This window comes from Limnothrix sp. HT2024 (genome assembly GCF_059138625.1).
The window spans coordinates 227,375-248,471 of sequence record NZ_CM181121.1; the positions used below are offsets into that span (position 1 = coordinate 227,375).

General features: G+C 57.7%; 23 protein-coding genes and 1 pseudogene. 16 read left to right on the forward strand and 8 right to left on the reverse strand.

Annotated features, from left to right (window positions below; all coding sequences use genetic code 11):
• The first annotated feature begins 66 nt into the window (after nucleotides 1-66).
• A complete protein-coding gene (gene gcvH / locus AC2IAX_RS00910; RefSeq protein ID WP_494388921.1) occupies nucleotides 67-459 on the forward strand; it encodes a glycine cleavage system protein GcvH in 393 nt (130 codons plus the stop codon).
• Nucleotides 460-464: 5 nt separating this feature from the next.
• Here the strand turns inward: gcvH and AC2IAX_RS00915 are convergent, their stop codons facing one another.
• On the reverse strand, nucleotides 465-1,763 hold the full coding sequence (locus AC2IAX_RS00915) for an FAD-dependent oxidoreductase (protein ID WP_494388922.1): 1,299 nt from the start codon (nucleotides 1,761-1,763) through the stop codon (nucleotides 465-467).
• 282 nt (nucleotides 1,764-2,045) lie between these two features.
• Between AC2IAX_RS00915 and AC2IAX_RS00920 the strand changes: the two genes are divergently transcribed.
• On the forward strand, nucleotides 2,046-2,708 hold the full coding sequence (locus tag AC2IAX_RS00920) for a hypothetical protein (RefSeq protein WP_463183514.1): 663 nt from the start codon (nucleotides 2,046-2,048) through the stop codon (nucleotides 2,706-2,708).
• A gap of 102 nt (nucleotides 2,709-2,810) precedes the next feature.
• Here AC2IAX_RS00920 and AC2IAX_RS00925 read toward each other — a convergent pair whose 3' ends face one another.
• A complete protein-coding gene (locus tag AC2IAX_RS00925; RefSeq protein WP_494388923.1) occupies nucleotides 2,811-3,254 on the reverse strand; it encodes a Tery_1686 family protein in 444 nt (147 codons plus the stop codon).
• Nucleotides 3,255-3,411: 157 nt separating this feature from the next.
• Between AC2IAX_RS00925 and AC2IAX_RS00930 the strand changes: the two genes are divergently transcribed.
• The 4 genes and pseudogenes from AC2IAX_RS00930 to AC2IAX_RS00945 all read left to right on the forward strand — a co-directional run bounded on the left by AC2IAX_RS00930 (nucleotide 3,412) and on the right by AC2IAX_RS00945 (nucleotide 5,808).
• A complete protein-coding gene (locus tag AC2IAX_RS00930) occupies nucleotides 3,412-3,771 on the forward strand; it encodes a translation initiation factor (RefSeq protein WP_494388924.1) in 360 nt (119 codons plus the stop codon).
• 244 nt (nucleotides 3,772-4,015) lie between these two features.
• Complete coding sequence (locus tag AC2IAX_RS00935) at nucleotides 4,016-4,732, forward strand: HAD family hydrolase (protein ID WP_494388925.1); 717 nt, start codon at nucleotides 4,016-4,018, stop codon at nucleotides 4,730-4,732.
• 92 nt (nucleotides 4,733-4,824) lie between these two features.
• Nucleotides 4,825-5,322: pseudogene (locus AC2IAX_RS00940) on the forward strand (HD domain-containing protein); the annotation flags it as partial.
• Complete coding sequence (locus tag AC2IAX_RS00945) at nucleotides 5,305-5,808, forward strand: nucleoside 2-deoxyribosyltransferase (protein WP_494390455.1); 504 nt, start codon at nucleotides 5,305-5,307, stop codon at nucleotides 5,806-5,808. The pseudogene AC2IAX_RS00940 and the gene AC2IAX_RS00945, both read left to right, overlap by 18 nt.
• Here AC2IAX_RS00945 and arsC read toward each other — a convergent pair.
• The 4 genes from arsC to AC2IAX_RS00965 all read right to left on the reverse strand — a co-directional run bounded on the left by arsC (nucleotide 5,805) and on the right by AC2IAX_RS00965 (nucleotide 8,614).
• Nucleotides 5,805-6,221 (reverse strand): arsenate reductase, glutathione/glutaredoxin type, encoded by a 417-nt coding sequence (gene arsC / locus AC2IAX_RS00950; RefSeq protein WP_494388926.1) that lies wholly within the window; start codon nucleotides 6,219-6,221, stop codon nucleotides 5,805-5,807. The two genes, AC2IAX_RS00945 and arsC, sit on opposite strands and share 4 nt — an antisense overlap.
• 59 nt (nucleotides 6,222-6,280) lie before the next feature.
• Complete coding sequence (gene arsB, locus AC2IAX_RS00955; RefSeq protein ID WP_494388927.1) at nucleotides 6,281-7,420, reverse strand: ACR3 family arsenite efflux transporter; 1,140 nt, start codon at nucleotides 7,418-7,420, stop codon at nucleotides 6,281-6,283.
• A gap of 214 nt (nucleotides 7,421-7,634) precedes the next feature.
• A complete protein-coding gene (locus tag AC2IAX_RS00960; protein WP_494388928.1) occupies nucleotides 7,635-7,970 on the reverse strand; it encodes an ArsR/SmtB family transcription factor in 336 nt (111 codons plus the stop codon).
• 56 nt (nucleotides 7,971-8,026) lie between these two features.
• Entirely contained in the window at nucleotides 8,027-8,614 is a 588-nt protein-coding gene (locus AC2IAX_RS00965; RefSeq protein ID WP_494388929.1) for a Uma2 family endonuclease, read from the reverse strand.
• A 186-nt stretch (nucleotides 8,615-8,800) separates the two neighbouring features.
• Here AC2IAX_RS00965 and AC2IAX_RS00970 point away from each other — a divergent pair, with 186 nt between their 5' ends.
• The 6 genes from AC2IAX_RS00970 to AC2IAX_RS00995 all read left to right on the forward strand — a co-directional run bounded on the left by AC2IAX_RS00970 (nucleotide 8,801) and on the right by AC2IAX_RS00995 (nucleotide 17,367).
• Nucleotides 8,801-9,277 carry a MarR family winged helix-turn-helix transcriptional regulator gene (locus tag AC2IAX_RS00970; protein ID WP_494388930.1) on the forward strand — a complete coding sequence of 159 codons (477 nt, stop codon included), beginning with the start codon at nucleotides 8,801-8,803 and terminating at the stop codon, nucleotides 9,275-9,277.
• Between the two features lie 127 nt (nucleotides 9,278-9,404).
• On the forward strand, nucleotides 9,405-10,766 hold the full coding sequence (locus tag AC2IAX_RS00975) for an HlyD family secretion protein (protein WP_494388931.1): 1,362 nt from the start codon (nucleotides 9,405-9,407) through the stop codon (nucleotides 10,764-10,766).
• Nucleotides 10,767-10,778: 12 nt separating this feature from the next.
• Nucleotides 10,779-12,365, forward strand: coding sequence for a DHA2 family efflux MFS transporter permease subunit (locus tag AC2IAX_RS00980; RefSeq protein WP_494388932.1), 1,587 nt, complete (start codon nucleotides 10,779-10,781; stop codon nucleotides 12,363-12,365).
• Between the two features lie 88 nt (nucleotides 12,366-12,453).
• Nucleotides 12,454-13,626 carry a hypothetical protein gene (locus AC2IAX_RS00985; RefSeq protein WP_494388933.1) on the forward strand — a complete coding sequence of 391 codons (1,173 nt, stop codon included), beginning with the start codon at nucleotides 12,454-12,456 and terminating at the stop codon, nucleotides 13,624-13,626.
• A 3-nt stretch (nucleotides 13,627-13,629) separates the two neighbouring features.
• A complete protein-coding gene (locus tag AC2IAX_RS00990) occupies nucleotides 13,630-16,494 on the forward strand; it encodes a tetratricopeptide repeat protein (RefSeq protein WP_494388934.1) in 2,865 nt (954 codons plus the stop codon).
• 387 nt (nucleotides 16,495-16,881) lie between these two features.
• On the forward strand, nucleotides 16,882-17,367 hold the full coding sequence (locus AC2IAX_RS00995; protein ID WP_494388935.1) for an REP-associated tyrosine transposase: 486 nt from the start codon (nucleotides 16,882-16,884) through the stop codon (nucleotides 17,365-17,367).
• 203 nt (nucleotides 17,368-17,570) lie between these two features.
• On the opposite strand, the gene AC2IAX_RS01000 is transcribed toward AC2IAX_RS00995, so the two are convergent.
• Entirely contained in the window at nucleotides 17,571-17,792 is a 222-nt protein-coding gene (locus tag AC2IAX_RS01000) for a hypothetical protein (protein WP_494388936.1), read from the reverse strand.
• Nucleotides 17,793-17,894: 102 nt separating this feature from the next.
• Here AC2IAX_RS01000 and AC2IAX_RS01005 point away from each other — a divergent pair, with 102 nt between their 5' ends.
• Nucleotides 17,895-18,149 (forward strand): helix-turn-helix domain-containing protein, encoded by a 255-nt coding sequence (locus AC2IAX_RS01005; protein WP_099533679.1) that lies wholly within the window; start codon nucleotides 17,895-17,897, stop codon nucleotides 18,147-18,149.
• Nucleotides 18,150-18,169: 20 nt separating this feature from the next.
• Nucleotides 18,170-18,502: a XisI protein gene (locus tag AC2IAX_RS01010; RefSeq protein WP_494388937.1), complete on the forward strand. Its 333-nt coding sequence runs from the start codon at nucleotides 18,170-18,172 to the stop codon at nucleotides 18,500-18,502.
• A gap of 14 nt (nucleotides 18,503-18,516) precedes the next feature.
• Here the strand turns inward: AC2IAX_RS01010 and AC2IAX_RS01015 are convergent, their stop codons facing one another.
• Nucleotides 18,517-19,224 carry a Uma2 family endonuclease gene (locus AC2IAX_RS01015; protein ID WP_494388938.1) on the reverse strand — a complete coding sequence of 236 codons (708 nt, stop codon included), beginning with the start codon at nucleotides 19,222-19,224 and terminating at the stop codon, nucleotides 18,517-18,519.
• A 238-nt stretch (nucleotides 19,225-19,462) separates the two neighbouring features.
• Between AC2IAX_RS01015 and AC2IAX_RS01020 the strand changes: the two genes are divergently transcribed.
• Together AC2IAX_RS01020 and AC2IAX_RS01025 are read left to right on the forward strand one after the other, a co-directional pair.
• The gene (locus tag AC2IAX_RS01020) at nucleotides 19,463-19,615 is read left to right on the forward strand and encodes a hypothetical protein (protein ID WP_494388939.1); all 153 of its coding nucleotides are present in this window, start codon (nucleotides 19,463-19,465) and stop codon (nucleotides 19,613-19,615) included.
• Nucleotides 19,616-19,682: 67 nt separating this feature from the next.
• Nucleotides 19,683-21,035 carry an adenylate/guanylate cyclase domain-containing protein gene (locus AC2IAX_RS01025; RefSeq protein ID WP_494388940.1) on the forward strand — a complete coding sequence of 451 codons (1,353 nt, stop codon included), beginning with the start codon at nucleotides 19,683-19,685 and terminating at the stop codon, nucleotides 21,033-21,035.
• The last annotated feature ends 62 nt before the right edge of the window (nucleotides 21,036-21,097 follow it).

The following is a 21,097-nucleotide window of genomic DNA, read 5'->3' on the forward strand; positions in this document are numbered from 1 at the left end:
CCCATCAAGGTCGCAATTCGCAATTTTTAGTCTTTAGTTCCAACGATCCCAAGGAATGGCAAAGCAATGGCTAACCAATTTCCCCATGATTTGAAATATAGCGATTCCCATGAATATGTCCGGGTTGAAGGCAATGAAGCCACGATGGGGGTCACAGAGTTTGCGGCCGAGCAACTGGGCGAGGTGGTGTTTGTGGACTTGCCGTCCGTGGGACAAAGAGTCGAGGCCGGCGAATCGGTGGGATCGATCGAGTCCGTGAAGGCCGTCAGCGAGCTATATGCCATGGTGTCCGGGGACGTGGTGGCAATCAATAACGAGGTGGACAGTTCTCCAGAGTTGGTGAATGAGGATCCCTACGGGGATGGCTGGTTGGTGAAAATTCGGATGAGCGATCCGCAGGAATTAGATCGGGCGATGACGGCGGATACCTACTCGAACTTGGTATCTGGACAGGAGTAGGCCCGCTACTGGCGGAAGCGATCGGCGATCAGGGCCTGTTGAGCGGTGCGCCGCAGCAGGTCGATCTCCGGGGATTCGTTGGCGGGCAGGTGGGCCAGGTCGGCAACGGTTCCCGATCGGGCAATCAGGGCGGCGACGGTGCTGATCGCTTCGATCGCCCCCAGCGCGAGTAACAGGGCCCCTTGCAATTGGCCCTGGCGATCATGCTGGATTTGGCAACGGCCGGCCGCTAGGGTCAAGGTTGCGGTGCGCAGTTTGGGCCCTTCGCCGCCGCCCACCAATGCCAAGGGCAGCGGCCCCCGCACGGCCCAAGGCTGCTGTTCATAGCGGATGCAGTGGGGGCGTTGGATTGGGTTTTGCAGGCTATTGCGGATGATTAGTTGGGCTTCGGTGGCGGCGATCGCCCCGATCGGGTGGCCTCCGAGCAGGGCCCCGCAGCCATAGAGTTCTGGCGCGAGGGGCAGTTGCAATCGGTCATTGGCGGGCCAATCGCCAATCCCGATCGCCCGGGGGCAAAGCTGCTCAAATCCTTTGGGCAAGAGGGCTTGATAGTTGCCATCCGTGAGCAAGCAATCCACTTCCCGGGCCCGATCGCCAACTTGAATCCAAGTTTGTCCCTCCAACACTTTGCACTGCTGGGGAGCGGCCCGCAAAATCACCTCGATCGCCTGGGCTTCTAGTTCCGCCTGCAACCATTTGGCCGCGGCCGCCGGTAACCCTCCCAAGACCCGATCGCCCGCCGCCGCCAAGGTCACTTGGGCCCCCAACCCCCGGAGCACCTGGGCCAGCTCGATCGCCATGGGACTGTCGGCGGTGACCAACCAACGCTCGCCGGGCCGCACCCCCCGATGAGCCAATTGGGCGATCGTGTCCGGGGTGTAGGCCGCCACGGGGGCCCGCTCTGTCCATAGGGGCACGGTCGATCGGCCCGGCAACGCCAACAGGCAACGCCGCCCCGCCAGTAGGCGATCGCCCAATTGCACCCGCCACTGATTCCGGTGTCGCATCAGCAACCCATCGCCCACCAGGCAGTCCACCCCACCCGCCGCCAAGGCAGCCCGTTGATCGCCCCAGAGGCGATCGTGCCATTGGGCCTGGCGTTGCAGCGATCGCCAATCGATCGTTCCGGCCGCCAGGGCCGCCCCTTGGCTCACCAGCAACTCAGCCCAAGGGCGCGTTTCCGACTCCAACGGCTCAATCAGCGCCACCCGCAACCCCGATCGGGTCGCCTGTTGGGCCGCCAGCCGTCCGGCCGCAGTTCCGCCCAAAATGATCCAATCGTGTTGTTCGTAGCAGGCTGCCATAGGGGGTTAGGGAACGACTGTGCCAAGGACGTGGGCCAAGGACGCGAAAGAATGCGATCGCCTGGGATTATGCATTCAAAATTTGTTTGAGCGACTGACTACGCTACCGATTGAGCGACTGGCTACGCTACCCATGATCTGCTCAGGGATTCGCCAACCATGGGATGCACATCATAGGCTATATGAGAACACACCCTTAGCCTTTTTTTGGCGGCTCCCGACTGTCTAATTTTCCCATCTATCTATTCCATTCAATCTCAGCAAAAACTTTGGAGAGGTTTCATGCCCTGGAAATCTGCCCCCTACGAATCAGTTCGGAAAGCCATGAATCCCGGCGATATTGTTGCGTTTTCGAGCAATGTGGGATTTTCATCGCTGATTAAGATGGCCACGCGATCGAACATCACCCACATTGGCATTGTTTTTCAAACCAAACTTTTTATCTATGGAGAGGCCCAAGAGGGATTCTTTAATCAGGTGATGGAGTCCACCGTGGCCAGCGGCACGAGAGCCGGGGTCATTGCCAATCGGTTGAGCGATCGGGTGAAGTTTTATCCAGGGGATATGTGGTGGTTGCCCCTCAGACAGGATGTGCGCGATCGCATGGACTTACGGGCTTTTTATAATTTTTTGCTCCATAACGAGCACCGCTCCTACGACATTGCCCAGGCAATTCGCTCCGCCTTTGATTTGCCCAGCAATTTACCCATTCCCGGGAAATTAACCCGTAATGCGGAAGATTTTTCACGGTTCTTCTGTTCAGAATTGGCAGCGGCGGCCTTGGAAGCCAGCGGGGCGATCGGGTCGATTAATGCTTCGGAAGTGACCCCGATCGACCTTTGTATGTTCTCAATCTACGAAGATGATTATTATCAGTTGAAGGGGCAAAAGAAACTGATCAGTGGCTATAACACCCTGAATCCTAATGGTTGGGGACAGGAGTAAGGTAATTTACGCTCGTAATTTACTCGCGTCTCCCGGTTCGACTGGCTGCACCTGAGTTGGCGCGATCGAGCCATACGATCGAGCCATACGATCGAGCCATACTTAGGCAGCCGAATCGCTGCTCGATCGCCCGTTGAACAGTTCCATCACCTCGCGGCAGTAATGCTTAATTCGATCGGCCGGTTCGGCGCGGGGTTGGCTGTCGCCCTCAAACTGCCAGGCCTCGATCGTGGAAAAGCGCCACTGTTGCCCTCGATGGTCGTAGCCCGCCACCTCCACACCGATCGCCCGTTGGGTGTCTTCCACCGGATCCGCAAAAAAGCGCACTTGCACCAGCAAACTGCGGCAGGCACAGGCGCGGCTGTAACCCGGAAAGTGAAACCCAATGTCGATCGAATCAGGATCAACGGTGGCGCGGGTTTCTGCATCATTGAGCCAAGGTTTCAGATCCACGCGCACATCGGGAAAAGCGATGCGAAACAAATTCACCGCAGCCGCGATTTGGCTGGCTAGGGCGATCGAGTGGGCACGTTCGGCGGCGTTCACGCAACTCCTCCGGGCGAAACGGGCGATCGACCTGCGGGCCAGGGCCGGCGGCGGGGCAATGGCGCTAAACCCCGACTCAGGGCCATGAAACCCGCATGGATTAACGTCGTTTCATCATAATGTACGAATCCCAACTGCAAAGGAATGGTTGCTACCAATGCCGAGTCCCCGCCGTGCTGCTGACGATCGCCCCGATCGCCGTGTGGTCTATTCGGAATTTGGCGATGCGGTGAATCCAGACGCGATCGCCCGGGCGGTTCCTGACCTGCCGCCCAACCAACAAAACCTGAAAGTGCAACTGTCCCGTAAAGGCCGCGGCGGCAAAACCGTCACGGTCATCAGCGGCTTTCAGCACAAGCCCGAGACGTTGCAGGCCCTGCTGAAAACTCTGAAAAATCGCTGCGGAACCGGCGGCACAGTCAAGGACAACAACCTTGAGATTCAAGGGGACTATGCCGATCGACTGGTGGTGTTGCTGGTGGAGCAGGGCTATAAGGCCAAACGCAGTGGCGGCTAATGACCGATGAGTGAATTGCGAAACTGATGATCAAGCATTCACGATTGATCAAGCGTTCGCGATCAAGCACTAACTCATGGATTCGAGCGATCAAAAATCAAACACCAACTCATGGATTCGAGCGATCAAAAATCAAACACCAACTCATAGATTCGATCGATGGTTGATCGATCAAATTCAATCAATTGGTTTGCATTGATCGACTTGCATAACATCTCCTTCCCCTTCTCCCCTTGCGTTTGCCATGTTGTCCGCTGATTCGTTGCCCAATTCCTTCGGCTTGCTATTCGATTTGGATGGCACTTTAACTGAAACCAATCCCTTGCATTACCGAGCTTGGGAACTGGTTTTGGCGGAAGTGGGCTATGACCTTACGCCCACGATTTATGAACAAATCATCAGCGGCCGCACCAATGCCCAAATTGTGGTGGATTTGTTGCCCAGCTATTCCGTGGCCGAGGGAGCAGCCCTGAGCGATCGCAAGGAAGCGCTATTTCGGCAGTTAGCCCCCGACCTGGAACCGGTGCTGGGGTTGCCCTTGCTGCTGAAAACCCTGGAACCTTGCAATCTGCCGATGGCGGTGGTGACCAATGCGCCCAAGGACAATGCGATCCATATGCTGACGGCTTTGGGGCTGCGGGAACGGTTCGCAACGGTGGTGCTGGCGGAAGAAGCGCCCCCCGGCAAACCGGATCCCGCGCCCTATCGGTTGGGGCTGGAACGGCTGAACCTGCTGGCCAGTGGGGCGATCGCCTTTGAGGATTCACCCCCCGGGGTGCGATCGGCGGTGGCGGCAGGGATTTTCACCGTGGGTCTGAGCACCACCCACGCGCCAGAAGAACTGACCCAAGCCGGGGCCTCGTTGGTGATTGAAAACTTCACCGATCGACGACTTTGGCAACTGTTGCGATCGCGTGTGGGGGATGAGGCGCTCCCGCTTTCGGCTGCACCCACTGTTTAACCGCTGTTTTTGCCCTTAGTTCTATGGATTCTCAGCCGATCACTGAATCGGAAAGCCATCGCCCGATCGATTTCCCCAACGGTTGGCCCCAACTGGATTTGTTAGCGCGAGCCTTGGCCTTTGCAGCGGAAAAGCATCGACACCAACGGCGCAAGGATCGAGAGCGATCGCCCTATATCAACCACCCGATCGCCCTGTTGCGGGCGCTGGTGCATGAGGCCCAAATCACAGACCCTCAAGTGTTGGCGGCAGCCCTGCTCCATGACACGATCGAGGATACAGACACCACCGCCGCCGAATTGGTCGCCCACTTTGGCCCCGACATTGCCGCCCTGGTGCAAGAAGTAACGGACGATAAGCGATTGCCCCAGGCCGAGCGAAAGCAGTTGCAAATTGACCATGCACCCACCTTGAGCGATCGGGCCAAGCTGGTGAAGCTGGTGGACAAAATTTGCAACTTGCGGGATGTGGATCAGTCGCCGCCGGAACGCTGGTCGATCGCCCGTCGCCAGGCCTATTTCGACTGGGCTGAACAGGTGGTGACTGCCCTGGGGCCTATGCCACCGGCCCTGATGGAACCGTTTCACGCCATTTTGCAAACCGGCCGCGCCCATTTGGCCGCCCCAAGGGCCGATCGCCCCTTGCGGCTTTATTGGGCTGGCCCACTGTTTTCCTTGGGAGAGCGCTGGCTGAACCAAACCCTCGCCGAGGAACTGCAAACCTTGGGCTATGCCGTTTTCTTGCCCCAGGCGGAATGTGCGGGCCTCAGTGATCCGCAAGCGATTTTTGAACGCTGTCGATTGGGGCTGGATCAGGCCAATGCCGTGATCGCGGTATTGGACGGGGCCGATGCGGATTCGGGAACCTGTTGGGAATGTGGCTATGCGTTCGCACGTCAGTTGCCGATCGTGGCGCTGCGCACGGATTTTCGCGGCTCCGGCGATGCGGGCGGTTTCAACGCCATGCTGCTGGGAACAGCCCGATCGGTCATTTCGCTCACGGATCCGGCCGCCGACTTGCCCACGGTGCGATCGCGCTTGGTGGCGGCGGTTGAAGCCTTAGTGCCACTGAATTAGGGACTGATTTGGCTAATCTGGCTGATCTGATCGATCAAGGCCGTGACGCGATCGCGAATTTCGTCGCGCACCCGCCGAAACACCTCGATCGGTTGGCCATCGGGATCGTCCAGTTGCCAATCCTCAAATAGTTCCCGCAGCGCCCAAGCTTCCGGCAAATTCACCCCACAGCCACAGAGGGAAATCACCCCATCAAAGTCCTCCGGCGAGAACTCCGCCAGGGCGTTGGAGGTTTGGTCGCTGATCTCAATTCCCGCTTCGTCCATCACCGCGATCGCCGTGGGATGCACCCGGCTGGCTTCGAGACCGGAACTCACCACCCGAATTTTGCCCGCCCCCAGGGTTTTCGCCCAGCCTTCCGCCATCTGCGATCGACAAGAATTGCGCCGACAAACAAACATCACCGATTTCATTCCATTGCCCTCCCAATCTCAAAACGCACTAAGCTCAACAACTTAAAGACACACACAACTTAAAGACGCGCACAACGGGGATCGAGCAAGGTGGCCTTTTCGGGCGATCGGGGGAACCAGTGGGCCGTGCGCCGACAGCATTCCACCAGCAACAACATCACCGGCACTTCAATCAACACGCCCACCACCGTCGCTAGGGCCGCCCCCGAATTCAACCCAAACAACATCACCGCCGTGGCGATCGCCACTTCAAAATGATTGCTCGCGCCAATTAAAGCCGCCGGAGCCGCATCTTCATAGACCAATTTCAGGGGTTTCGCTAAGGCATAGGTGATCCCAAAAATTGCCAGGGTTTGAATCAGTAACGGCACGGCAATTAGGAAAATATGCAGCGGATTGTTAACGATTAACTCTCCCTTAAAGGCAAAGAGCAAAATCAGGGTTAAGAGCAATGCTGAAGTGGCGATCGGGCTGAGGTAGTGCAAAAATTTTTGCTCAAACCAATCGGCTCCCTTGTATTTAAAAATCCAGTGGCGTGTGTAGATGCCCGCTGCCAAGGGCAAGCCCACATAGATCAACACGGACAGGGCGATCGTAGCCCAAGGAACCGCCAAATCGTTGGCCGCCAATAGCCATCGCCCCAAAGGCGCATAGAGCAGCAGCATGGTCAGCGAATTCACCGCCACCATCACCAAGGTGTGGCCCTGATTGCCATAGCAGAGATAGCCCCACATCAACACCATGGCCGTGCAGGGCGCAATGCCTAACAAAATTGCCCCGGCAATGTAGGAATCTGCGAGAGCAATTGATTCACCACGCAATAACTCGGAACCTTGGATCAGTGGGCGGAACCAATGGCCTAAAAATAGCTGGGCGATCGCGATCATCGTGAAGGGCTTGATCCCCCAATTCACAACCAAAGTCAGCAATACCGGCTTGGGCGATCGCATGGCCCGTTTGGCTTGGGTGAAATCGATTTTCACCATGATGGGATACATCATGAAAAACAGGCAGACCGCGATCGGGATTGACACCTGATGCACCGTCCAGGCATCCAGGGCGATCGCCACATCGGGAAACAACCGCCCCAACAGAATGCCGACCCCGATGCAAACCAGCACCCAAACGGTCAGATAGCGTTCAAAAAAACTGAGTTGGCCGCCCACCTTCGGGGCCTTGGCACTGGGATTGATGGTCATAGCACCTCGCGATCGGGCAATGCGCACCGATTGCCCCGATCGCCTCCATTGTGCCAGGAATAGTTCAAAAAAAATTGATGAATTCAAAAAAAATTGATTTGAAAACCCCCAGCAATCCCATCGAGGGGGCAAGGGGTTTAAACCCCTTGTCTGTCCCACCGAAGGGGCAAGCCTTGTTTGCGGGCGCGGCTAGTTGGTAGGCGCGGCGGAATCGCTAGGAACAGGCGGCGCGATCGCCCGTAATCACCAACCCCGCAAAACTCGTTAAATATTGTTCTAAACGCTCAAAGCCCGCCGGATTCAGCCGGTAATAGTTCCAGCGGCCGTCCTGGCGCACTTCAATCAAGCCCGCTTCCCGAAGCACTTTCAGGTGAAACGACAGCTTTGATTGGCTGACCCCCAGCAGCTCGCAGAGGTCGCACACGCACAATTCGCCCTGCCGCAAATGTTCGATCGCCCCCAACCGAATCGGATCGCCGAGGGCATGGAACCCCGCCAGCAGGGTCGCTCGCTCCACCGTTTCCGCCCGTTCGATCGATTCCAATGCCATTTTGAGGTTCCTTGGCCGCGCTCTTGCCCAGCCTAACGCCCCTTGGCCCAGGTTGCTCAAGAGTCCGAGGCGATCGGCAGCAAGTCCGCCAGGGGCCAAGTGCAATTCGGAAAGGCGATCGGGGCGATCGATTGGACGCGATCGAGCTGCATAACCAGTCCATAGCCCGCCTGGTTTGGATTGCGGAACACCCAGAGCCGATCGCCCGGTAAATCTAGCACCCAATAATCCGCCAAGCTTGCTTGGGCATAGGCACGGGCCTTGGTTTGGGTGTCGTAGGTGAGGGTGCTGTCCGCCACTTCAATCAGCCAATGGATTTCCGCTGGGGTGGGGTGATGGTCGGCATAGTCGAGGGGATGGGGCCGGACGATCGCCAGGTCGGGTTCAGGTTGGGACTGGTCATTCAGGGCGATCGGGTCTTGCAGCCGAATCAGCACCGTTTCGCCCAATTGCCGACCCAGCAGCCGCGCCAAACGACTGACAGCGGCGGCATGGCGGGTTCCCTTAGCAGCCATTTGAATCAGTTGACCATTGAGCAATTCAATATGTTCTTCCGGGCCAAAACAACCCTGATCAATCAGGCATTGATAATCGCGCACTTGCAGCGGTCGCAGGGTCAGGGCTTCAGCAAGGATCGGCGGCATAGGTCAGGGCGATCGAGCAGCTCGATCGGATTGTAGCCAAGGCTTAGGGGCGATCGGGGGTGATCGTCCCTGATCCTAAGCACCTCATCATGGCCCAGATGGCCAGCGGTGCTCAGATAGTACTCAGAATTTTATTTCGTGCTTAAATAGTTAGTACACGAAATAAATCATGCTTACGGTTTTCCCATGAACGCCACTGCTCGATCGTCCCTTTCCACTGCGCCTTGGCGAGAGGTCTTGGCTCCCAATGGCCTGGGCTATCGGATCCGGCTGCTGTCGCAACTGATGGGACGGCGGTTTCAAGAACTGCTGGAACCCCATGGCCTCACGCCGTTTCACTGGGTGGTGCTCTGTTGCCTGTGGGATCAAGACGGGCTGGCCACCTGCGCGATCGGCGATCGGCTGCGGCAGGTGGGCGGGACGATGACCGGCGCACTTGATCGAATGGAGGAGCGCGGCCTGATTCGGCGGGAGCGCGACTGCCACGATCGGCGCGTCTGGCGAATTTGGCTGACGGATCTGGGTTGGCAAATGCGAGAAATTTTGCCGCCGATCGCGGTGCAAATGCGCGAGGAAACCCTGCATGGATTTTCCGAACCCGATCGCCAACTGATGTCCGATTTAGTCGATCGGGCGATCGGCAATTTGATCCGATCCGACTAAATCCAGAACCCGCTAGTAGGGTGGGCAATACCCACCGCCCTCTAATTAATCGGCCCAATAATACGCATACGAAATAAAAACACCCGTAATAATCTGCCATTTCACTGTTCCACGGAGGTTAGAGATTGTGAAACCCCAGTTGATGAATGACATTGATCGCAATGGCTCTCAGCCGCCCGTGACCAAGCTGGAGCCGATCGAAGCGCCCGAAACCGATCGCCCGATCGCCCCAACCATTGACCCCACGCCCGAGCCTGCGCCCCAAAAGCGTCACCCGATCGGCCTGGCGATCGCGGTGTTGGTGGTGACGGTCGGGGCGATCGCGGGTGGTCGTTGGGCCTGGCAGTTTTGGCAATACGCCTCCACCCACGAGGAAACGGACAACGCCCAGGTGGCGGGCCATCTTTATCAAGTGGCCAGCCGCGTACCGGGCACAGTAACGGCGGTGGCGATCGAGGAAAACCAGCATGTGGCGGCGGGTTCAGTGTTGGTGCGCCTCGACCCGACGGACTATCAAGTGAAGATGCAGCAATCCCAGGCGGCATTAGTGGCAGCGCAGCAGGATGCCCGGGCGGCCCAATCTTCGATCGCCCTGGCCGGAGCCAACACCGCCGCCCAACTGACCACGGCGCGGGGTGACCTGAACGATGCCACCGCTGCGATCGCCAATGCCGAGGCAGCCTTGAATGAAGCCAGCGCAGGTGTGCCGGTGGCGCAGGCGAATTTGGCCGAGGCTCAAGCGGCCCTGACCAAAGCGAAGGCGGACTTCGATCGCTACAATGCGCTCTACCAAGACGGGGCGATCGCCGCCCAGCAACGGGATGCGGCCAAGGCGGCCTACGATGTGGCCCTGGCCCAAACCGCCGCCGCCCGCCAACAGGTGCAACAGGCGATCGCCCGCGTGGCCCAGGCCCGCCAAGGGGTCGATCGGGCCAAGGCCACCCGCCAATCGCGCCAGGGGGATCTGCAACAGGCCCGCGCCACCGGCAACCAAACCCAGGTGAACCGCGATCGCTACGCCGCCGCCACGGCCCAAATTGCCCGCCAGGCCGCCGACCTGCGCGCCGCCCAGTTGCAGTTGTCCTACACGACGATCGTTGCCCCCGTCAGCGGTCGGATTGGCCGCAAATCCGTGGAAGTGGGCGCACAGGTGCAGGCGGGCCAGCCCCTAATGGCGATCGTCGGGGATCAACTCTGGATCGAAGCCAACTTCAAAGAAACCCAAGTGCAGCGGATGCATCCCGGCGAAGCGGTCGAAATTCGGCTCGATGCCTTTCCCGATCACCCGTTCCGCGGCCAGGTGGAAAGCCTGGCCCCCGCCTCCGGCGCGCAATTTGCCCTGCTGCCCCCGGACAACGCCACGGGCAACTTCACCAAAGTGGTGCAGCGGATTCCCGTGCGGATTGCGATCGACCCCGACAGTTTGCGCGGCTACGAAGCCCAGGTCACGCCGGGCATGTCCGCCAATGTCAGCGTGGCGGTGCGCTAGGAGCCAGGCCCCATGAGTGCAACCTCCCATCCCGCGATCGCCCCGGCCTATCCCACCGGCTGGCTGAAATGGGCGATCGCCGCCACCGCTTCCCTGGGCGCAATCCTGGAAGTGATCGACACCAGCATCGTCAACGTCGCCCTCACGGATATTCAATCCAGCGTCGGAGCCACCCTCAGTGAAATCGGCTGGATCGTCACGGGCTACGCGATCGCCAACGTGATCGTGATTCCCCTGACGGCTTGGCTGGGCGAAACCTTTGGCCAAAAGCGCTACTTCGTCCTCTCGCTGGCGGGCTTCACGATCGCCTCCATCCTCTGCGGCCTGTCCGGCAGTTTGACCGAGCTAGTGGCCGCCCGCATCTTGCAAGGGCTGCTGGGCGGCGGTTTGCTGGCCAAGGCCCAATCGATTTTGTTCCAAAGCTTTCCGCCCGCCGAACAGGGTCTGGCCCAAGCGGTCTTCGGGGTCGGCGTGATTACGGGCCCAGCGATCGGCCCGACCCTCGGCGGCTATTTGACCGATACCCTCGGGTGGCGCTGGATCTTCTTCATTAATATTCCCTTCGGCATCGCGGCGGTGGTGATGGCCCTGCTGTTTTTGCCGGCCGATCGCCCGCCCGATCGCTCCGGCCAGCGGCGATCGGTCGATTGGTGGGGCATTGCCCTGCTAACGATCGCCGTGGGCAGCTTGCAAACCTTCCTGGAAGAAGGGGAGCAGGACAACTGGTTTGAATCGCCCATGATCATCGCCCTGGCGATCGCCGCGATTGTTGGGCTAGCCCTGTTTATTTGGCGGGAGCTGACCGTGCGCCACCCGGCCGTGGACTTGCGCGTGTTGCGCCATCGCTCGCTCGCGGCCGGCAGTGTCTATTCCGCCGTGGTGGGCATGGGGCTGTATGGCACGTTGTTCGCCGTGCCGATTTTTGCCCAGAGCGTGTTGCACTACACCGCCCAGCAAACGGGCCTGTTGCTGTTGCCGGGGGCCCTGGCCTCCGCCGCCACGATGATGCTCCTGGGCAAAGTGAGCAGCTTCATCGATCCCCGCTGGGCGATCGCGGTGGGCAGCGTCATGACCAGCGGCGTGATGTTTTCCCTAGCGACCCTCAACCCCGACTCCAGCAGCGATTCGTTGTTCTATCCGCTGATTTTCCGGGGCGTGGGCACGGTGATGATGTTTTTGCCCCTGAGTTTGGCGACCCTCGGTTCGTTGCCCCCGGCTGACATTCCCGCCGGGTCGGGGTTTTATAACCTGACGCGGCAATTGGGCGGCAGCATTGGCATCGCGATTTTGACGACGCTGTTGGATCAGCGGAATGCGTTTCACCGCAGTGTGTTGAGTGAGCACTTGAGTCTGTATAACCCGGAAACCCAAGGGCGGCTGGATGCCCTGACCGGCGCGTTTCAAGGTCGCGGCATTGACCCCACGACGGCGCACCAACAGGCGATCGCCTCGCTCGATCGCGTTCTCAGTTTGCAATCGTCGATTTTGTCGTTTGCCGATACGTTTTGGGTGGTGGGGATGGCGTTTTTGGCTTCGTTGCCGCTGTTGTTGTTGCTGGGCAAGGGTCGCAAGGGCCGAGCACCAACCGGCGGTCACTAGGGGCGATCGCGCCTTCCGGGTTGCGGCCCTACTCAGAACCCAAGTGACGGCCTAAGCTACAAAGAAGGCCGTCTCCTGCTGGTTCACCATGACCGATCGCCCTGCTGCTTTGCCTGCTGGATCTGAGGTTGAGTTTTTTCTGGCGCGTACCGAAGAACAGCGCCGATTTCGGGAACTGTTGCGATCGCAGGTGGGCTTATCTCGCCGACGCAAATTACTCAACACGATCGGGTTAATGCGCGACGATCGCGAACCCGATCCGCACCCCAACAGCCCTTGGATCTTTTTGTTTCATGGGGAAGGGGGCATGGGCAAAAGCACCCTGATTCGGCGGTTGATGGCGATCGCGGAAGGGAAATTGCGCGACAAAAATCCGGGTGATCGGGCTTGGGTCGATCGGTTCACGATCCTGAAAATTGACTGGGAAACCGAGCGCACCAATCGGCCGAGCCTACAAGGGCCGCGCGACCAAATCGCGGCGCGGGCCGTGTTGGATGTGGTGTTTGATTGTGCCGCCAAGATCGATCGCAAGGTGTTTAGTGATTACGAGCAGCGGCTGAAGAACTTGGAAGACGCTAACGAAAAAGTCAGCAAAAAACTCCAAGAAGAACAGCAGGGCGGCAATCCAGATTGGTCGAAAGCCTTGGCGAGTTTGGCGAAAGGAGCTTTGAGCTTGGCCAATCGCAGCGACTTTGCCAAGGACTATGAAGGACAAATCGACACCCTGGCCGAAGTGACCACCAAAGTGTTGCCGCAGGTCAAAACCTGGTTGCAAACCCAACTGAAGCGCGAAGAGCTAGAAGTTTTTGAGCGGCCCGCTCAGGTGTTGGCTGCTGCGTTGGGTAAGGGGTTGGGCAAGTTGGCGGCCCAAAGACCCGTGCTGATGTTTTTGGATACCTATGAGGTGGTCGATCGCCCCGAATGTGATGCGATCGTGCGGTTGGTGATGCAGGCGGCGGGCGGCCGGGTGAGCTGGGTGGTGTCGGGGCGATCGAACCTGCGGAACAGCGGCAAGCGGGGCGAGATTTATTTCAAGGGCTATGGCGATGATTTTCCCGAAGCCAAGCTCTATGCCAAGGCGCTGGATGAGTTTGGGGAGGCGGAAATTCGCGAGTATTTTGCCCGCAAAGTGCCCGATCACCCGATCGACGATGAAGATGCGGATGCCCAGGCGATTCGGGAGTTTTCCTTGGGGATTCCGTTCATGGTGGCGGAAATTGCCAGCATTTGGCGTGATCGCCCGAATTTGACCCTGAAGTAGATTTTGGCTCCGGCTCCGGCGGATGCAACCAAAACCCCGCGAGATCGGGCGATCGCGGCCATGACGGAGCGATTTTTGGTGCATTGTTTGCAAGCGGGCGATGGGGCGGCAGCGCTGGGGCAAGATTTGGCGGCGATTTATAGCTTGGCGATGGTGCGGCGGCCCGATCGATCCCTGTTGGCGGCGATGTTGCAGACCGAGGATCTGAGTGTGGCGCTGGAGAATTTGCAAACCCGCTATTCCTTTGTGTTTGCGGATGATTGCCGACTGCACGACAACTTGTTGAACTATTTGCAGCCCTATTTACGGATGGCGGCCCAGCGGGAACGGCCGACCGTACAAGCCTTAAACGATCGCGCCTTGGCCCATCTGAGCGATCGGCTAGCGGCCAAAGCCGAGGAGTTGCCGGACTTGGCCGATCGGTTTGAGTCCAAAAACGCCAAGGATCTGTGGTTGGATGTGGCGCACCATCACTTCTGGAAAGCCCGAGATCCCGATCGGGACGAAATCGCGGCTTGGAAATTTTGGTTGGGGGCGTTTGTGGAAGGGTGGCTAGCCGATCGCGTTTTTGCCTGGGAATTGGTGCGGGTGTTGGGCAAGTTTGAGCGGTGTTTGTCGGCGGATGGTCGCCGCCGCTATGAGTGCTTTAAGGGGGACTGGAACAAACGGCGCGACTTTGACTGCGATCGGCGGCGGGCGTTGTTGGATGAGCTGGACAAGTTGGCGCGGCGGGGCTGGCTGGCCACGGACAGCTACCCGGAGCGGGCGGCCACGCTGGAATTGGAGCGCGCTCGGTTGCTCTATGGCCAAAAGCAATTTGTCGCGGCGCTTCAGGCTTTGGAAGCGCTCGATCGTCGCTACCCTGACCCTAGCAATTCCCTGCGCGAAGAAATTGCTGATCTCTACGACGATCTGGCTCTCCGTTTCCTCTGGCCAGAAGGCAAAACATCCGCAGTGCCTTCCCCGGAAGGTCTCCGCGCGGCGGAACGAGCCTGCACCCTCCAACCCGATCGCGCATGGTATCTCTACAGACAGGCCGTTGCGCTGAATGAAGCCAAACGAAATGAAGAGGCAGTTGAGATTTATCAACGGGCGATCGAGCTTGACCCAAACTATGTCTATGCCCACAACGGATTGGGTAATGCGTATTACGGTTTGAAGCAGTATGAGGAGGCGATCGCTGCTTTCCAACAGGCGATCAAGCTTGACCCAAACTTTGTCTATGCCCACAACAATTTGGGTCTTGCGTATCGCGATCTGAAGCGGTATGAGGAGGCGATCGCTGCTTACCAACGGGTGATCAAGCTTGATCAAAACTATGTCTATGCCCACAACAATTTGGGTATTGCGTATTGCAATCTGAAGCGGTATGAAGAAGCGATCGCTGCTTACCAACGGGCGATCAAGCTTGACCCCAATGAAGCTGGTTATCACAACAATTCAGGTAATGTGTATCGCGATCTGAAGCGGTATGAGGAGGCGATCGCTGCTTACCAACGGGCGATCGAGCTTGACCCAAACTTTGTCTATGCCCACAACGGATTGGGTAATGCGTATCGCGATCTGGAACGCTATGAAGAGGCCATCGCTGCTTACCAACGGGCGATCGAGATCGAACCAAATGCAGTTCGCTACAACAATTTGGGTAATGCGTATCGCGAGCTGAAGCGTTATGAGGAGGCGATCGCTGCTTGCCAACGGGCGATCGAGCTTGACCCAAACTATGCTGCTCCCCACAACGGATTGGGTGCTGCGTATCGCGATCTGAAGCGGCATGAGGAGGCGATCGCTGCTTTCCAACGGGCGATCGAGCTTGACTCAAATGGATCTGCTTATCACAACAATTTGGGTCTTGCGTATAGCGATCTGAAGCGGTATGAGGAGGCGATCGCTGCTTACCAACGGGCGATCGAGCTTGATCTAAACTATGTCTATGCCCACAACAATTTGGGTATTGCGTATCGCGATCTGAAGCGGTATGAGGAAGCGATTGCTGCTTACCAACGGGCGATCGAGCTTGACCCAAACTTTGTCTATGTCCACAACAATTTGGGTCTTGCGTATAGCGATCTGAAGCGGTATGAGGAGGCGATCGCTGCTTACCAACGGGCGATCGAGCTTGACCCGAACTATGTCTATGCCCACAGCAATCTGGGATTGTCACTCAATAATCTTCAGCGCTATTCCGAAGCCGAAGCCGCCTATCGACAAGCTCTCAGCATCGAAGAACGCGCCCGTGATTTCAGAAATTTGGGTGATGTTCTGAAAGCCCAAGAACGCTACGATGAGGCGGTCGCTGCTTTCCAACGGGCGATCGAGCTTGACCCGCAAAACACTTCGCCCTACTACGACTTAGGATTGCTTCAATTTGAGCAAGGGGATATTGCTGGATCGATCGCCACTTTCCAAAAAGTAGCAGAACTCGATCCCAGTGATGAAATTTCGCCCAATAATCTCGGCTTTTTGTGCCTAATTAGCGATCGCCTAGACGAAGCCAGCGCCTATTTATTGAAAGCCAGAGAACTCAAACCCGATTTCTATATGCCAGTCTTTAACTTGGCCGCCGTTCGCGCCCTGCAATCGGACTTGGAACAGGCGCGATCGCTCCTAGCCGAAAGCCTGCAACTCTGCCCCAACTCTGGCGATCAAGAACAACTCCATTGGTCGATCCTGTCCATCCTGTTGGGCAACGTCGAAGCCGGTTTTGAGCAACTCACCCAGACCCTCGCCAGCCTCCCCAACCCCAACGAAATCTGCGTAATTCGCGGCGGCGTGCTGGAAGCCTCCCAAGCGATCGCCCGATCGCCCCTCCAAACCCCCGACCTACACCGGGCGATCGACCTACTCCAATCCCACCTCACCCCATAACCCCGTAGGGTGCATGGGAGCGCGCTCGGGAACAAACGACCATCACCATTCCTCTCCCATGCACCACAACCCATAACGCATTCAACGACCATTTCCACAACCCATAACGCATTCAACAACATTGATCGATTGGGGGCGATCGCTCTGCGGTGCATGAGAGAACAAATGTGCCATTTTGTAATAACTGAAATTACTCCCATGCACCCTACGATGTGGCGAAATTCATAACGCATTCAACAACATCGATCGGTTGGGGGCGATCACTCTGCGGTGCATGGGAGAACAAATCCACCGGCTCGTGACCATTGGGGCTTGCTCCCATGCACCCTACGGGATTTGTGGGGTTGTGAATAATGGATGCGGTAATTCATGGGGAGGATGGATACGATGCCCAATTATCGGCGCTGGCGAGAGGCAGGGGGTACGTACTTTTTTACGGTTGTCACCTACGCTCGCTATCCGTGGCTTTGTGAGCCGATCGCCCGACAAGCCCTGCGCCAGGCCATTCGCACCACCCAAGCCGCCTATCCATTTTCGATCGATGCATGGGTGCTGCTGCCCGATCATCTCCATTGCATCTGGACGTTACCGGCAGGCGACGATGATTTTTCGACGCGGTGGCGGCTGATCAAAACCCGCACCACTCAGATTTGCACCCGTCACTTACCGATCGACTTACCCAGCAGTCGATCGCGTCGTCATCGAGGCGATCGCCCCTATTGGCAGCGTCGGTTCTGGGAGCACAAAGTTCGCGATGAAACTGACTTCCAAAACCACATCCACTACATTCACCAAAATCCCGTCAAACACGGCCACGTCACCACCCCCACCGACTGGCCCTATTCCACCATTCACCGCTCGATCAACCCGTAGGGTGCATGGGAGAACGCTCGGAAGACAATACCAATCGCAATTCATCTCCCATGCACCGCTCCCATGCACCGCCACCCATGGCACATTCAACGACAACGGATCGGTTGGGTCGCCTCAATCCTCGGTGCATAGGAGTACGAATCAACCATTTCGTGACCATTAGGGCGTACTCCCATGCACCCTACCCAAGCCCAACGCGATCGCTACAGACGAGATCGCGCCAAAATACGCACCCGTTGCTCACCCTGGCCGGTGGGGACAGCCGGACTCCACAAAATCGGCTCCCCCACACCGCACAGGTGCAACGTTTTGATCAATTGCTCAATCCACTCGCCCTGACCAACCAGGATGATCCGATTACAGCGATCGTCCAGGCGGTTTAAGCGTTCCAGTACCGGGCCATCGTCACTTGCTTGAGAGTTCATAGGTTTCCGAATGTTCGTAATCATGAACATCTCTGATCATACTGCACCTGCTCATAACTATGAACATTTACCCGATCGCCCCCCTTTGAGACCATTGGGGGCATGGCGCGAGCAGGAAAAGCACTCAAACAAACGTTGCAAGACTACGGCATCAGCCAAAACCGGCTCGCCGTCACCATGGGCATTGCCCGATCGACCGTGCATTATTGGTTCAACGAAACCCAAGATCCCCAAGCCGACGCAATTCCAGCGATCGTGGCAGCCCTAGAGGCGATCGAACCCGCCGCCGCCCGCGCCTTTTTGGAAGCCTACCTGGGGCGATCGCTCACGGATTGGATCACCCCCGACCCGCCATAAACCAATCAATCCGACTTGCTATGGAAGGAATGAACTACAGCCAACTGATCCAAGATGTGCTGAAACGGCACACCACCAAAGGATTGAGCCGGGGTGAAACCGACCTACAACTAATTTTTGACACCGAGCGCGATCGCTACCAACTGCTACACCTTGGTTGGGATGGTTCCAAGCGAGTATTTGGCTGCATCATCTACGTCACGTTGCAGGACGGCAAAATCTGGATTGAACGCGATGGCACCGAACTGGGTATCGCCACCGAATTACTCGCCCTCGGTGTTCCCAAAACCGATATCGTGTTGGGTTTTCAATCGCCCTATCGCCGCCGCCTGACTGATTTCGCCGCTGGATAATCGCCATAACCCAATCAATCCGACTCGATCGCCTCGGGATCGATGCCCAACTCCCGTAGCTTGGCCGCCAGGCGATCGGCCCGTTGGTTTGCTTCCTCGGCCCGTTGGCGTTCTTGTTCGGTGCGTTGGATTTCTTCCGCCAGGGTCGAAAAGGGCTGACCGTCCGGCCGAAACAGGGTGAGGGTGTCTTCGCCCATTTGGAACCGAATGCCGAGCCGGGGACTCACCCAATCGTCTGCGCGATCGCCCCGGAGCTGCAAATCGCCTCGTTCCGATCGCCCCAAAATGCTCAGGTCATGGCGATCGGGATCGTAGATGTAATATTCCTCAACGCCGTAGGTGTCATAAAACGCCTGCTTTTTCAGCATTTCCCCAAAGCGATTGCCCGGCGACAAAATCTCAAACACCACTTGGGGCGCAATGTTGTTTTCACACCATTGCTTGTAGGAACCCCGATCGCCCTTGGAAACCCCAAACACCACCATCACATCGGGCGCTTGGCGGGTTTTGTTGTCCCCTTCCACCGGATACCAGAGCAAATCGCCCGCCACAAAAACTTGCGGATCGTTGGTAAAGATGGCGGCGAGATTGCTTTGAATGGTCTGAATCCATTGAAATTGCTTGGTGTTATCTGCCATGGGCTGGCCATCGCTGTCGGGATAGTCGATCGGTGGGGGCTGAATCCCTGGCGTGATCGTAGTGGGGGTGGGTTGGGCAATCATCGGTTAGTCCTCACGATCGCGGTTGGTCTCATTATGCCAACGGAGCCTGCGATCGCCCGGTGGGGGTTTGTGGGGCCCAGGAAACCTGGATTCGGGGGAATTTTGATACGATCGCAGCAGCTTTGTTGCTGGCTCAAGGCTCAAGATACTTTTGGCTCAAAACCCTGAGCTGAAGGTTGCTTGATGCCACAGTGCGGCCTCAGGGAGCTAAACCGTTGGTGCATCTTTAATCGGCGTATTGTCACGCAGTCTGTCTTTTGGGGGGGCGATCGCCGCTGTGGCGGTCGGTTGTCATCATTTACCGAATTTTGACCACGAAATACCGGGATTTTGGGGGCAATTTCCTCTGAATCTCCGGTTTGAGGCGGATTTGGTCTGTGCGGAGTTGTAGCCCCTACCTAGTAACTGATGGTTACGACAGGCTGCATCGTTTTCGGCCGCATGGCGCTGCGATTATTGTGAATGCTCCAACGACAAGCTCGGCTGTGGTTGCCTCCGGTAGCCCAATTCTGATTGGCATTGCCGATCGGGAGTTGGCTCAGGCCTTGGCCCAGGTGGCGGTGGAGTTAGGGTGCGAAGCCCATTGCCCCGCGAGTTTGGATGAGTTGATGGCGGCGGCCGCTCGGCTCCAGCCGCTTTTGGTGTTGGTGGGGTCTTGGCCGGAGTTGGCGGCCTTGGAACTGTGCCATCAGTTGCGATCGGCGGCCCCTTACCAAAACACCCCGATCGTGCTGGTGGGGGCGGCGGGGCAACTCGATCGGGGCGCGTTGTTTGCGGCGGGGGCGGCGGACTATTTGCTGTTGCCCTTGGAACCGGCGGAGGCTTTGGCGCGCATTCGATTGCATTTGGATCGCAGTCGGCTCGATCGACTCCATGAGCGGGCCCGCAATCTCACGTTGTTTCGGGGGCCCGCCCTGTTGGCCGCCAGTTTGCAAAAGCGTTTGCGACGACAGGCGGAGTTATTGCAAGATCAGCTCTTTTTGCTCGATCGGGAAGTGCGGGAGCGGCGGCAAATGGAATCGGCCCTGCGCGAGGAGCAAAGCCGCACGCAAAAGTTGCTGTTGAATGTGTTGCCCCAAGCCATTGTCGATCGCCTGGCAAGGGGGGATGGGTTGGCGATGGAAAACGAAATCCTCGCCGATCGGTTTGAAGAAGCCACGATTTTATTTGCCGATATTGTGGATTTCACGCCCCTTTCGGTGCAGTTGCCGCCTTTGGAGTTGGTGCAATTGTTGAATCGAATTTTTTCGGCGTTCGATCGATTAGCCGAAGAGTTTGGCCTCGAAAAAATTAAAACGATCGGGGATGCCTACATGGTGGCCGGCGGAATTCCCGTGCCGCGGCCTGACCATGCCCTCACCATCATGGAAATGGCGATCGCCATGCGCCGGGAAATTAATCAACTGCGGCGAGAAACGGGGCTGCCCCTGGCCTTGCGAATTGGCATCAACACGGGGGCGGTGGTGGCCGGCGTGATTGGCATCAAAAAATTTAGCTATGACCTTTGGGGCGACACGGTAAATGTGGCCAGTCGAATGGAGTCCCAGGGGATTCCCGGCAAAATTCAGGTGACCGAGGCAACCTATGCCTACCTGAAGGATCATTACGAGTTCGAGCGCTGGTCTAATTTACCGGTGAAGGGGCGCGGCCGAATGACGGCCTATCTCTATGTGCGGCGGCGATCGAGTCCCTGGCCCAATCCGGAAGCCAACTCGGCCTCGGAAGAAACGCCGGCCCCTGTGCCCCCTGGAACCGACTCGGGGCCGTCGGAGTTGCGATCGCGCGAGCCAACCCCTGAAATTGCCCTTTGATGGGGGTTGCGATCGTGGTCATGATCGCGATCGTGATTGTGCCTGTGATTGATCGAATCAAA

Bases quoted from the DNA above. Each gene is read 5' to 3' on its own strand.
- gcvH (WP_494388921.1), top strand. From the start codon at position 67: ATGGCTAACCAATTTCCCCATGATTTGAAATATAGCGATTCCCATGAA.
- AC2IAX_RS00915 (WP_494388922.1), bottom strand. From the start codon at position 1,763: ATGGCAGCCTGCTACGAACAACACGATTGGATCATTTTGGGCGGAACT.
- AC2IAX_RS00920 (WP_463183514.1), top strand. From the start codon at position 2,046: ATGCCCTGGAAATCTGCCCCCTACGAATCAGTTCGGAAAGCCATGAAT.
- AC2IAX_RS00930 (WP_494388924.1), top strand. From the start codon at position 3,412: ATGCCGAGTCCCCGCCGTGCTGCTGACGATCGCCCCGATCGCCGTGTG.
- AC2IAX_RS00935 (WP_494388925.1), top strand. From the start codon at position 4,016: ATGTTGTCCGCTGATTCGTTGCCCAATTCCTTCGGCTTGCTATTCGAT.
- AC2IAX_RS00945 (WP_494390455.1), top strand. From the start codon at position 5,305: ATGGAACCGTTTCACGCCATTTTGCAAACCGGCCGCGCCCATTTGGCC.
- arsC (WP_494388926.1), bottom strand. From the start codon at position 6,221: ATGAAATCGGTGATGTTTGTTTGTCGGCGCAATTCTTGTCGATCGCAG.
- arsB (WP_494388927.1), bottom strand. From the start codon at position 7,420: ATGACCATCAATCCCAGTGCCAAGGCCCCGAAGGTGGGCGGCCAACTC.
- AC2IAX_RS00960 (WP_494388928.1), bottom strand. From the start codon at position 7,970: ATGGCATTGGAATCGATCGAACGGGCGGAAACGGTGGAGCGAGCGACC.
- AC2IAX_RS00965 (WP_494388929.1), bottom strand. From the start codon at position 8,614: ATGCCGCCGATCCTTGCTGAAGCCCTGACCCTGCGACCGCTGCAAGTG.
- AC2IAX_RS00970 (WP_494388930.1), top strand. From the start codon at position 8,801: ATGAACGCCACTGCTCGATCGTCCCTTTCCACTGCGCCTTGGCGAGAG.
- AC2IAX_RS00980 (WP_494388932.1), top strand. From the start codon at position 10,779: ATGAGTGCAACCTCCCATCCCGCGATCGCCCCGGCCTATCCCACCGGC.
- AC2IAX_RS00985 (WP_494388933.1), top strand. From the start codon at position 12,454: ATGACCGATCGCCCTGCTGCTTTGCCTGCTGGATCTGAGGTTGAGTTT.
- AC2IAX_RS00995 (WP_494388935.1), top strand. From the start codon at position 16,882: ATGCCCAATTATCGGCGCTGGCGAGAGGCAGGGGGTACGTACTTTTTT.
- AC2IAX_RS01000 (WP_494388936.1), bottom strand. From the start codon at position 17,792: ATGAACTCTCAAGCAAGTGACGATGGCCCGGTACTGGAACGCTTAAAC.
- AC2IAX_RS01005 (WP_099533679.1), top strand. From the start codon at position 17,895: ATGGCGCGAGCAGGAAAAGCACTCAAACAAACGTTGCAAGACTACGGC.
- AC2IAX_RS01010 (WP_494388937.1), top strand. From the start codon at position 18,170: ATGGAAGGAATGAACTACAGCCAACTGATCCAAGATGTGCTGAAACGG.
- AC2IAX_RS01015 (WP_494388938.1), bottom strand. From the start codon at position 19,224: ATGATTGCCCAACCCACCCCCACTACGATCACGCCAGGGATTCAGCCC.